The sequence below is a fragment of the Breznakia pachnodae genome, assembly GCF_030814225.1.
Classification (GTDB): Bacteria; Bacillota_I; Bacilli_A; order Erysipelotrichales; family Erysipelotrichaceae; genus Breznakia; species Breznakia pachnodae.
Window position 1 is genome coordinate 273,002 of record NZ_JAUSUR010000003.1, and the last position, 11,762, is coordinate 284,763.

General features: G+C 31.3%; 9 protein-coding genes. 7 read left to right on the forward strand and 2 right to left on the reverse strand.

Annotation, left to right across the window (positions count from 1 at the left end; all coding sequences use genetic code 11):
• Positions 1–301: 301 nt before the first annotated feature.
• The 4 genes from J2S15_RS09765 to J2S15_RS09780 all read left to right on the forward strand — a co-directional run bounded on the left by J2S15_RS09765 (position 302) and on the right by J2S15_RS09780 (position 4,205).
• Entirely contained in the window at positions 302–1,333 is a 1,032-nt protein-coding gene (locus J2S15_RS09765) for a radical SAM/SPASM domain-containing protein (protein WP_307408251.1), read from the forward strand.
• Complete coding sequence (locus J2S15_RS09770) at positions 1,326–2,951, forward strand: ATP-binding cassette domain-containing protein (RefSeq protein ID WP_307407780.1); 1,626 nt, start codon at positions 1,326–1,328, stop codon at positions 2,949–2,951. Before J2S15_RS09765 ends, J2S15_RS09770 begins: the two co-directional genes overlap by 8 nt.
• A 179-nt stretch (positions 2,952–3,130) precedes the next feature.
• A complete protein-coding gene (gene tsaA, locus J2S15_RS09775) occupies positions 3,131–3,586 on the forward strand; it encodes a tRNA (N6-threonylcarbamoyladenosine(37)-N6)-methyltransferase TrmO (protein ID WP_307407782.1) in 456 nt (151 codons plus the stop codon).
• 40 nt (positions 3,587–3,626) lie between these two features.
• Complete coding sequence (locus tag J2S15_RS09780) at positions 3,627–4,205, forward strand: hypothetical protein (RefSeq protein WP_307407784.1); 579 nt, start codon at positions 3,627–3,629, stop codon at positions 4,203–4,205.
• A 27-nt stretch (positions 4,206–4,232) separates the two neighbouring features.
• On the opposite strand, the gene J2S15_RS09785 is transcribed toward J2S15_RS09780, so the two are convergent.
• A complete protein-coding gene (locus J2S15_RS09785; protein WP_307407786.1) occupies positions 4,233–5,312 on the reverse strand; it encodes a hypothetical protein in 1,080 nt (359 codons plus the stop codon).
• Between the two features lie 134 nt (positions 5,313–5,446).
• Between J2S15_RS09785 and J2S15_RS09790 the strand changes: the two genes are divergently transcribed.
• Positions 5,447–6,862, forward strand: coding sequence for an APC family permease (locus J2S15_RS09790; protein WP_307407788.1), 1,416 nt, complete (start codon positions 5,447–5,449; stop codon positions 6,860–6,862).
• Positions 6,863–6,906: 44 nt separating this feature from the next.
• Here J2S15_RS09790 and J2S15_RS09795 read toward each other — a convergent pair whose 3' ends face one another.
• Complete coding sequence (locus J2S15_RS09795; RefSeq protein WP_307407790.1) at positions 6,907–8,349, reverse strand: glycoside hydrolase family 1 protein; 1,443 nt, start codon at positions 8,347–8,349, stop codon at positions 6,907–6,909.
• 145 nt (positions 8,350–8,494) lie between these two features.
• Here J2S15_RS09795 and J2S15_RS09800 point away from each other — a divergent pair, with 145 nt between their 5' ends.
• Positions 8,495–10,354 (forward strand): BglG family transcription antiterminator, encoded by a 1,860-nt coding sequence (locus J2S15_RS09800; protein WP_307407792.1) that lies wholly within the window; start codon positions 8,495–8,497, stop codon positions 10,352–10,354.
• A gap of 71 nt (positions 10,355–10,425) precedes the next feature.
• Positions 10,426–11,733, forward strand: coding sequence for a M18 family aminopeptidase (locus tag J2S15_RS09805; protein ID WP_307407794.1), 1,308 nt, complete (start codon positions 10,426–10,428; stop codon positions 11,731–11,733).
• The last annotated feature ends 29 nt before the right edge of the window (positions 11,734–11,762 follow it).

An 11,762-nucleotide genomic window follows, 5' to 3' on the forward strand; every position in this document is an offset into this window, starting at 1 on the left:
GTGGTATGGCGTGCGGAAACGTTATTTGTTAATATCTGGTATGGCTAAGCAAATTACTTAACCATACCTTTTCTTTCAAAAATAAAATATGAAAACTTTAAGATATAAAAATTTAATTTTAACTACTAAGGACATATTATTCGATGTACAATCATTTAAAATTTTTCGATTAAATGAAAAATATAAACAAGATTTTTCTCAATTATTAGATGGTACATTATCTGAAGAAAAGAGTTTGTTTAAAGACTATTTTAATTTTCAAAAAAAAGAAAACAGATTGCTTAAAATTGTAAAAATCAATATGACAAACTTTTGTAATTTAAAATGTAAATACTGCTTTGCAAATGAAGGTACTTATAACAAAACGGAATGTTTTTTTTCAGGGGAATTAATTGATGAGCTAATAGATTTTTTAATTCAATATCCTAGTGTTGAGTATATTACATTTTTTGGAGGAGAACCTTTATTAAATTTAGAAGGAATTAGAATGATTTGTGAGAAGGCGAGAAAAGTACGTGATAAAATGAAGTTTTATTGTCAGACAAATGGAACCATTATGAATGATGAATTGAAGTCATTAATTAGAGAGTATGATATTAAGTTCACATTATCTGTAGATGGCGAGAAAGAAGACAATGACAGAAATCGTATTTATAAGAATGGTGCAGGATCATTCGAAAAAATTGTTGGTAATTATGCATATTATAAAGATAATACTCAATCAATAGAAGCAACATATGATGGGGAATCTAAGAAATCAAAGAATGAAGTTTCAAAGTATTTGACGAAAACATTTGGTTGTAGAAATATTTCCGTAATTGATCTATTTGGAGAAAGTAGACAAATCAAATTTACAAATCCGAAAAAAGACATTAAGGAAATCATAGATAACGAATATATTCCAATAAGTAGGACTAGAGAATTGATAATAGGTTTCTTTACCAAAGTAAATCAATGCTTCTTTTGTAGTGCTGGAACACAATTAATTAATATTGATTCTGACGGAAAGATTTATCCATGTCATTTACTAATTGATAAAGGAAATAAATATTTGCTTGGAAATTTAAATAACTTTGATAGTATTTCCTTTGAAAGTAAAAGACAAGAATTTATAAGATTATTAGATAAAAATTCATACTCAAAATGTAGAGGTTGCTTTATGTCATGGAACTGTGCGCAATGTTTTGCTGCAAAAGAGTCATTTAGCTTTAAAGATTGCTCTTTGATGAAGAAAAATGGATTAGAGATTTTTGAAGAAATAGCTACAGAAATTATAGATGGACACTTACTGATGATTTTAAAAAAATTTGAAGGTACAGTAAAATATGTTTAAATTAGTGAAAAATAACAAACTGTTATATCTAGTTTCACTATTTCTAATTGTATTATATTCATGTATGGATATCGCAAAGTCAATTTTGATGAGTGAAATTTTTGATAATCAAAAACTTGTTGAGTCTGTTACTTCAGGAATTTGGATCGTATTGATTTTTCTGGGTTTTTATTTAATGATTATAGTATTTCAACAATTTGTTGTTGAAGTTTTAAAAAATAAAATACGTTTTAATTTGAACAAAGGATTATATGGTACATATTTAAAAATGTATCCAAATGAATTCAAGAAATATGATAGCAGTATGATTATAAATGAATTAAATAATGAAGTGAATGTAATTACGGAGCAATATATATCTGCAAAATTAAATGTATTTTTCCTGTTTATATCTTTTATATTAGGGAGTATTTACATAGGAATGTTAAGTCTGGGAATTTTGCTATTTCTATATATATGTGGATTAAGTATATTACTTTTAAATCAATTGTTTTCAGATCAATTTAAAAAGAATCAAAAGAAACTACTGGAATCACAACAGAGATGGATAAAAGTAATAAAGAATTTTTGTGTTAATTTTAAAGTGATTCGAAATTATTCAATTGAAAATAAATTTGAAGAACTGTTGGATAAGTCTAATCGAGATTTGGAAATAAAGACAGTTAAATCAAATGGGTTTATGAAAATAGTTTCTGCTATGAATACAGCCTTTTCACAAATCATGTTTTTTGGTACTTTGCTGTTTGGTGTGGTTCTAATTAATTCAGGGATGCTTACTGTAGGGAAACTTATTGGTATTGTACAGGCTAGTAATATGATTATTATGCCAATATCAAATTATATAAATCTTAAAAATAGTATAAATGCGAGTGTTCCAATTCTTATGGAGTTTGAAGAGAAATTAAAGTATGTTCCAAGTGATGGTACGATAGTTATGGAAAAGCCACTAGAGAATATTAATGTTTCGAATCTTAGTTTTGCTTATGAGGATAAATTGGTTTTAAAGGATGTAAATTTAATATTTGAGAGAGGAAATAAATATTTAATTGTTGGGAAAAGTGGTTGTGGGAAGTCAACATTGCTGGAGTTAATTGCAAAGCAGCAAACTAGTATGAATATAAGTGTTAATAAATATAGATTATCTGATGTTACATTTAGTTCTTATGCATCACACTTTTCTTATTTAACACAAAAGGATTATCTTCTGCCATTTGATTTAAAAACCAATATAACTCTGAATAACAAAAATGATAGTAATTTTGAAGATATACTAAGTATTTTGAATCTAGAAGAATTTGCTAAAAAATCAAAATACAAATTTGCTGATGACGCTCCAGAAATAAGTGGAGGAGAATTACAGAGAATAAATTTAGCTAGAGCAATTTATAATAAAAAAGAATGGTTGTTTTTGGATGAGGCATTTTCTTCATTAGATGAAAAAACTATGATTTCAATTGAAGAAAATTTATTGAAGAGAGATGACTTATCAATAATTGCAATTTCACATAAACTAATACCAGAAACAGTTAAACTTTACGATCAAGTGATTTTAATAAATGATAAGAAAGCGGTTGTATATGACAGTAGAACTTTTATTAGTGAAAAGTTAATTACATAATATTATAAAACTATATGGATAAAAAAAGATAGTTAATTAAGGCAGTATAAAGATTAATTTATTTTAGAATTAATTAGTATAAAAATAGTGATGCAAATAAATATTCTCTTAGTCTGAAGATGATTGTATGTTGCTAAAGGATGAAAAAACCGTTACAATCTAGAAAAAGAGGGAGTATTATGAACATTACAATGACAGAAATCGCAGTAGTAAAGAACGAAGTGGATAAAAAGAAAGATACTTCGTGGGGAAAAGATATATCAATTATAGAATTGAATGAGGAGTATGCAGGAGGATTAGAAGGCTTACAGGATTTTTCACATGTGATTATTATCTATTATTTGGATAAGGCAAAGTATGAGAAAGAAAAACATCTGAAACGTAGAGCTCAAAATCGTGAAGATATGCCATTAGTAGGTATCTTTTCACAACGTGGAAAGGATCGTCCTAATCAAATTGGAATGACTGCAGTATCTGTTGTCTCAGTTGATGAGAGGACTTTAACTGTAAGAGGTTTAGATGCAATAGATGGGACACCAGTTTTAGATATTAAGCCATATTATCCAATGTATGATTTAAAAGAAGGTGCTACTGTTCCTGAGTGGGTCGAGGAGTTAATGAAGGGATATTTTTAGTTGTTTCCTGATATAATAGAAATAAGTAAAGTGAGGGAGTATGGAGTTAAATCAGTTAAAGAAAAGTATGGTTCGATATTTACCAATAAGATTACTGTTCTATTTTTATGCTGTTTTGATTGTTGTAATTGTGGTCTTACCTGTTGTTATATTTGGGTTGTCTTATCTTATAGGAGTGGTAATGATGAATATAGGGATTGCTATTATACTTGTCTTAATTATGATTTCTATATTGGTATGGTTAATTAATAAGATTCTTAATAAGATACCACTATTTCATTTCCCTGAAGAGACTGAATTAATATATATAGGAGATAAGAAATTCTATTTTATATGTGGTGATTCAGGGAGTAGAAGTAGAAGAGCAAACTACAAATACTATAGTATTCATAAAATTAATGATATTAAACAGTTTCCTTTTCTTTGGGAAATAAATTGTGAAGTTAGTTTCATTGAAGACTTTATGGTTCGACGTAAAGAAAATCATAAGAAAAGATTAGAAGATATTGATGATAACATTACGTCAACACAAACTGTACGAATAGGAAAATATTATAATTCAATAAATCGAAAAGAACTTGAACAATTATTTGACCAACTAAAAACCAATCCAAAGTAGGATTGGTTTTTTTGTATATTCAGTTGTCTATAATATTTCTGGATCTACATGAGTAGTTTCTTTTTCAGTCACTTGTACTTGTGGTTGAGGTTCTTCAACTTCTGTGTAGATTTCATTGCTTGGTGTATATCCTTGCATATTTTCAATTGATTTAGTAAATGCTTTTGCTTTCTTGTTTGCAGTATTCATACCTTCCATAACCGTAGGGATTAAACCTAGGAATGCAGAAAGGTAACCAAACCACATAAGTTCAAGGAATAAACTGAATCCACCATAATAGATACGCTTAACAAAATATTGAATTGAGTACCATTGATCATTCATAAAGTATAGTGCAGCTATATAAGATGCATAGACCATAAACAAAGTCCAAACAATTACTAGGATCGTAGGAACAATTCCTGGTTCACCACCTAATAATTTATATCCATAAAATGATCCTAATGGAATTAATGCAAACAGGTATAAGAATTCAGTTTCCATAAATACCATTAATAAGATACTAGGAAGAGCACCAACGATACCTCCTCCAATTAACCCAACAAGGCCAAGAAGAAATTTTGAATTCTTTTCTTTCTCTGCATAGTTTTGGGTAGTTTGTTCAATAAGACTTGATTTACAGCTGCCATGTGCAGGTGTTAAACTGTTTGATTCATTAAAATACATTGAATCACAGTTTCCTTGTCCACATGCAGGACAAGTATAGTTTGCACGTATACCTTGTTCGTTGAGTACAGAATCAATTACTGAGTAAAGATGATTCATATAAGAATGTGGTTCGTCTTTCTTAGAAATCTTTAAAACAAAATGAAGTTGATTCTTCATTGGATATACTTTTATCTTATCTTGTTTTAGTTCCTGATTTAAAAGCTTACCAATATTCTTTGGACTGTATTCATTTGTTGCTTTTTCTGTTGTTGCATCATCTGCAAGATAAATCGTTAATACAGGTAATCCGTTTGCTACATTTGCTAGGGCAGGCATTCCAAGTGATAAAGACACTGGGAAACCATTATGTGATGTTGTATACACATTTTTTAAGTGCTGTGCTTCTGTTTGATTGTAGCCAAGATCAGAAGCTAACTGGTTAAATTTATTTACGTTCATATCGTTCCTCCAAAACACTACATACATTATATAGTAAATGACAATAAAATGAAATATTAGTCGGTTATTAAAATTGTAGTTGTGCTATTTAAATTCTATAATATATCTATATATTTATATTGGGAGGAAAGGAAATGAAAAGTTCAAAGAAGTTGTTATGGTATAATCTTGCTTTTATGGCGTTTGCTTCAGTTTGGAGTTTTGGAAATGTTGTAAATGGATTTGCCAAATATGATGGTTTAAAAGCAATTATATCTTGGATTTTAATGTTTGCACTATATTTTGTGCCGTATGCCTTAATGGTTGGAGAATTAGGTTCTGCGTTTAAAAAGTTTGGGGGAGGAGTTAGTTCTTGGATTAAGGAAACCATAGGTCCTAAGATTGCATATTATGCAGGATGGACATATTGGGTTGTACATATGCCATATATCTCGCAAAAACCCCAGAGTGCATTAATTGCACTTAGTTGGGCAGTTACAGGAAGTGCAGAATATGTAAATGATATGAACCCTCTGGTATTACAGATTGGGTGTTTAGTTGTCTTTTTACTATTCGCATGGATTACAACCAAAGGAATTAATCCACTTAAAAATATTGCAACAATCGCAGGTTCTTCCATGTTCATTATGTCCCTGTTGTTTATTCTGTTGATGGTTGCAGCACCAGCAATTGTTCCTGGAAATACCCATGCAATTGATTGGAGTCTGGATTCATTCTTACCAGCATTTGACTGGAAGTTTCTGACATCTTTATCTATTTTAGTATTTGCAGTAGGTGGTGCTGAACGTATTTCACCATATGTTAATAAGATGAAGGACCCTAGTAAAGGATTTCCTAAAGGAATGATCTTCTTGGCTATCATGGTTGCTTCTACTGCTATTCTAGGTACATTGTCTCTGGGTATGATGTTTGATCCTCAAAACATCCCTAATGATCTGATGATGAATGGTGCTTATTATGCATTCCAACAATTAGGTGCCTATTATGGAGTTGGTAATTTATTCTTAATTGTTTACGCTCTATGTAATGTAGTTGCACAATTATCAGTATTAATTGTATCAATTGATGCACCACTTCGAATGTTATTAGATTCTGCGGATACTGATTACATTCCTAAATGGTTACTAAAACAAAATGATAAGACTGTATATACAAATGGGATTAAAGTAGTAGTTATTATTGTATCCATTTTAATTATCGTTCCAGGATTACTTCCTGGAGACGTAAATGGAATGTTTGAAGCACTGATACAACTGAACTCAGTAACGATGCCGCTGCGGTATCTATGGGTCTTTGTAGCGTACATTGCGCTTAAGAAAGCAAAACAGAAGTTTGATTCAGACTATCAGTTTACCAAGAGTAAAACATTAGGATTAATTGCAGGAGGATGGTGTTTCTTCTTTACTGCATTTGCATGTCTGATTGGTATGTTTAGTGGAGACATTGCACATATTGCAATGAATATCTTAACTCCATTCGTATTGCTAGGTTTGGGATTAATTATGCCAGCAATTGCAAGGCGAGACAAAGCAAAACAAATAGAAGTATAACGTAAAAGATATCTTGAAATTATAATTCAAGATATCTTTTTTTCTTATAGTTCTTCTCCATTACTACTGATTACTTTTTGATACCAGTAGAAACTATCTTTTCTTAATCGCTGTTTACTTCCATTACCTAAGTCATCAATATCAACATAGATGAAGCCATAACGTTTACTCATCTCCGAAGTTGAACAACTTACAATATCAATTGGTGACCACATACAATAGGCAAATAGTTCTACACCATCTTTGATTGCTTCCTTCATTTGCGCAATATGATCTCCTAAATACTTAATACGATAATCATCATGAACCGTACCGTCTTCTACCTTGTCAATCCATCCCAAACCATTCTCCGCAATCATAATTGGTTTCTTGTAACGGTCATAGTAGTTGTTTAAAGCGTTACGAATACCAACAGGATCAATTTCCCATCCCCATTCACTTTCATCTAAGTAAGGGTTCTTATCAAGGTCATATGGATGGTCTGAGTGTTGAGCCGTATTTACTTTACTATAATAGTAACTAAATGACATAAAGTCAGAAGGATAAAGTTTTAGAATCTCTTCATCTCCACGTTCCATCTTAAATGAAATCTTATGTTCATCAAAGTAACGATTCAAATGTCTTGGATATTCTCCATCCAACATTACATCACAGAACACATGTTGCATCTGATTCTTTTTTAGTGTCCTCATTAAATCTTCTGGTTTACATGTCTTAGGATGTACAACCGTATCCGCTAGCATCATTCCTATCTGCATTTCAGGATTGATTTCTTTTGCATACTTTACACATAATGCATTCGCTAAGAACTGGTGGTGTAATGCCTGCCACGTTGCATTCTCTGTATTTTCTACCTGATCTTCCAAGATTCCAAAAGGAATAAATAATCCGCAGTATGTAAGGTTGATCTGGTTAAATGGAATCCAGTATTTTACTTTATCTTTGTAGCGGTTCATTACTACTTTTGCATAATTCATAAAGAAGTCGATTACTTTACGATTGTTCCAGCCATCATAGTTAATAACTAAGTATAGTGGCATCTCATAATGTGAAATCGTAATGATTGGTTCCATTCCATTCTTAATGATTTCATCAATTAGTTCATCATAGAATTTTAATCCATCTTCATTGGGCATTTCTTCATCACCGTTCGGAAATAGACGAGTCCAGTTAATAGAAGTTCGAAAACACTTCATTCCCATTTCTTTCATTAATGCTAGATCTTCTTTAAATGTATGATAGAAATCAATTGCATAACGTTTTGGATAATATCCTTCTTCGTCATTTAATACGGTTTTAATTTCGTCTAATGTATGTGCGAATCCATGAATTTTCTTACGATCCAAATTCGCATTATATAATTCTACATCTGCAATTGATATTCCTTTACGATGTTCATTCCATGCACCTTCTGCCTGATTGGCAGCAATGGCACCACCCCATAAAAAGTTATCAGGGAATTTTGTAAATGGTTGAAATTTATTCATGTTCTATGTCCTCCTGTATCTAATTTCAGTTTATTCTTTCCCTGTTATTCTTACAAATAAATATATTTCCTCGATAGATTTTCCAGAGGAAATTCTTTGAAATAATATGTTTGCGAATTTATCCTTAGCCATATAGAATAGAAGTATGGACACAACAAAACGACACCAGCAGTTATTGGATTACTTATATTATGAAAAAGGATGGGTGAGTGCTAGAAGACTGGCTCAGCTTTTGAATGTATCAACTAGAACGATACGTAACTATGTAACTGCAATCAATCAAAATGAAAAATTAATAACTTCAGCGAAAGAAGGATATATTTTAGATTCTTATAAGATTAATCGTAATGATGCAATGGATCCATCAATAGAGCGGATTATTTATATTGCGGAAGTCTTTTTGTGTAATGAAGAAGTTGATATCTTTGAAGTAGCGGAAGAATTACACGTTAGCACTTCTACAATTGAACGTGAATTGCAGATGATGCGTGAACAGGCAAAACAGCAACAGGTAATGATACATAAGAATAAGTTTATCGTATCGCTGGTTGGTGATGAACAACACATTCGCCAAATCCTATTTGTCTGGCTACAACAGAAAATGATTTATAATCATGTATTGTTTAGTGATGATAAAGTAAATGATGATTATAATAAGATGAAAGAACTGATTAACTCAAATTTTGATGGACTGTTAATCAATACGTTCTTTTTATCTTCGTTTATTATGCATTTATTAATTAGTGTGAAAAGAATTCAAAGCGGGTTTGAACTAAAGAATAAAGAAATTCCTCATTATCCAAAAGAAAAGCATGCTTACTTTGAAAAAATGAAAGAACAGTTAGAGTCTAAGTTTGAATATACGCTTAGTAGCTATGAGTTATATTATCTAATTGAATTGGTGATTGATCATATGACAATTAGTAGTAACTGGAAATCCTGGGTAGGATTAATCACGCAAAATGAACAACGTACAATCAAAGAAATTATTGATAGAATTAGAGTAATCTATCCTTTTGAGGTAAGTGAAAAATATCTGTTTCTATTTGCATTTCAAGTACGTCAATTAGTAAAAAAGATACGTCTGGATGAGGTTGTAGATAATCCATTTGTATTGGATATGAAAAAACATAATTCTGATTATTTTGAACTGGCTGTACTATCTGCAAAAAATATTAATGAAGTGTATGATGTACATTTACAGGATGAACATATTACATTTCTGGCACTTCAGTATGGATTTTATTTAAATGTTGAAAAACCAAAGATTCCATGTATTTTAGTAATCGGAAATTACTTAGCAATGGAAGAAATCTTTATTGCATCATTTAAAAACAGTTATGGTGAATTAATGGAAATCATTGAAGTGGTTAGTAATTTAAAAGAGGTATCAGATGAGTATAAAGATAAACGAGTAATGATTATTTCAACCTATCGTGATTCACATCTGGCAAACTTTAAATTTCATGCATTAGTTTCACCAATATTAAAACAGGAAGATCATTATGAAATTAATAAGGTGTTACATTATTATGACCAAAGCAAACTGAAAGCAGTTATGAAAGAACTGATTGCCAACAGTGAAGTTAGCTATGCTGGTGATGTATACCTTAAGGATGAGGAAGCTTATATTGATTATTTGGGTAAACAGATGGGGTTAAGTATAGAAGATATCAAGGCAGTAAAAAAGCGAGAGCAGTTATCATCTACAGCATTTCATAGTTTTGTAGCAATTCCTCATATGTTTTCTTCTGATTTAAGCAAAACCAAAATTAGTTTTATTATTAATGAAGTTCCTACAAAGTGGAGAGAACATAGTATCAAGGTAATTGCTTTGGTTTGTCCTGCAAAGAAGGAGTTAAGTAGGTTGCCAGAATATATTAAATTAATTAGTGAATATTTTATGGAACGCCCATTTATTGATTATCTGATTCGAGGAAAGAGTGAGGAAGCATTTCATCAACGATTATTTGATTTTGAAATGTATAAGCGAGGGTACTGGTAGTAACTTTCATATAATTGGATAGTGAGATAAAGAAGTGATATACTTAAGAAAGCAGGATACGGGAGGTAAATATGTATAAAAATGATGAATTAATATCTTTTTTAAATAAAAGTGTTAGTAATTTCCATGCAGTGAAAGAAGTCAGAAACCGATTGGAAAAAGAAGGTTTCAAGGAGCTGTCTGAAACTGAATTATGGAAAGTAGAAAAAGGTGGAAAGTATTTCACAACACGTAATGATTCAAGTGTGATTGCGTTTCAGGTAGGTAAAGAATTATCAGATTACCATTATCAGGTAACAGCAGCACATACGGATTCACCTACGTTTAAAGTAAAAGAGAATGCAGAGCTAAAAGGCAAAGGTGGTTATCTGCAGTTAAACACCGAAGGTTATGGTGGGATGTTGGATGCAAGTTGGTTTGATCGTCCATTATCATTAGCTGGAAGAGTGTTGGTAAAAGAAGGAAACCAGATTGTATCGAAGTTATTAAAAATCGATCAGGATTTACTTGTGATTCCTAATGTTGCAATTCATTTGAATCGTGATGCAAACAATGGATTCAAGTATAATCCTCAAGTGGATTTATTACCACTATTTAGTGCAGGAGCGTGCGAGGAAGGGGCATACAAGCAACTTCTGGCAGATAGCCTAGGTGTTGATGTATCAGCAATCCTTGGCCACGATATGACGTTATATAACCGCAACCAGGCAATTGAATGGGGAGTGAAGAAAGAATTTATTTCATCTCCAAGACTGGATAACCTACAATGTACATTTGCGACATTGGAAGGATTTCTAGAAAGTAACAATGAAAATATGATTCGTGTCTATGCTTCATTTGATAATGAAGAAGTAGGTTCTTCAACAAAACAAGGTGCAGGATCTACATTCTTATACGATGTACTACAACGAATTAATACAGCTTTAGGATATGAAGCAGATGATTACTACCAGGCAATTGCGAAGAGTTTTATGCTTTCTTGTGATAACGCTCACGCCGTACATCCAAATCATCCGGAACTATTGGATGCAACTAACTGCTCTTACATGAACAAGGGAATTGTAGTGAAGTACAATGCAAATCAACGCTATACAACTGATGCAGTAAGTAATGCAGTATTTATGGATTTATGTAAGCAGCATAATATACCAACTCAGTTATTTGCGAATCGTAGTGATATGATGGGTGGAAGTACATTAGGAAACATCTCATCAACAAAGGTTTCTATGAAAGCTGTTGACTTAGGATTACCACAGTTGGCAATGCACTCTGCATATGAAACTGCTGGTAGTAAAGATACAGGATATCTGATAGATGCAGCAAAAGCATTCTTCTCATCAAACATTTTAATTAGTGAGAATGCAATTGAAATAAAATAGAATTATTAAAAACTCTAGAGATAAAATCA

Bases quoted from the DNA above. Each gene is read 5' to 3' on its own strand.
- J2S15_RS09765 (WP_307408251.1), top strand. From the start codon at position 302: ATGACAAACTTTTGTAATTTAAAATGTAAATACTGCTTTGCAAATGAA.
- J2S15_RS09770 (WP_307407780.1), top strand. From the start codon at position 1,326: ATGTTTAAATTAGTGAAAAATAACAAACTGTTATATCTAGTTTCACTA.
- tsaA (WP_307407782.1), top strand. From the start codon at position 3,131: ATGAACATTACAATGACAGAAATCGCAGTAGTAAAGAACGAAGTGGAT.
- J2S15_RS09780 (WP_307407784.1), top strand. From the start codon at position 3,627: ATGGAGTTAAATCAGTTAAAGAAAAGTATGGTTCGATATTTACCAATA.
- J2S15_RS09785 (WP_307407786.1), bottom strand. From the start codon at position 5,312: ATGAACGTAAATAAATTTAACCAGTTAGCTTCTGATCTTGGCTACAAT.
- J2S15_RS09790 (WP_307407788.1), top strand. From the start codon at position 5,447: ATGAAAAGTTCAAAGAAGTTGTTATGGTATAATCTTGCTTTTATGGCG.
- J2S15_RS09795 (WP_307407790.1), bottom strand. From the start codon at position 8,349: ATGAATAAATTTCAACCATTTACAAAATTCCCTGATAACTTTTTATGG.
- J2S15_RS09800 (WP_307407792.1), top strand. From the start codon at position 8,495: ATGGACACAACAAAACGACACCAGCAGTTATTGGATTACTTATATTAT.
- J2S15_RS09805 (WP_307407794.1), top strand. From the start codon at position 10,426: ATGTATAAAAATGATGAATTAATATCTTTTTTAAATAAAAGTGTTAGT.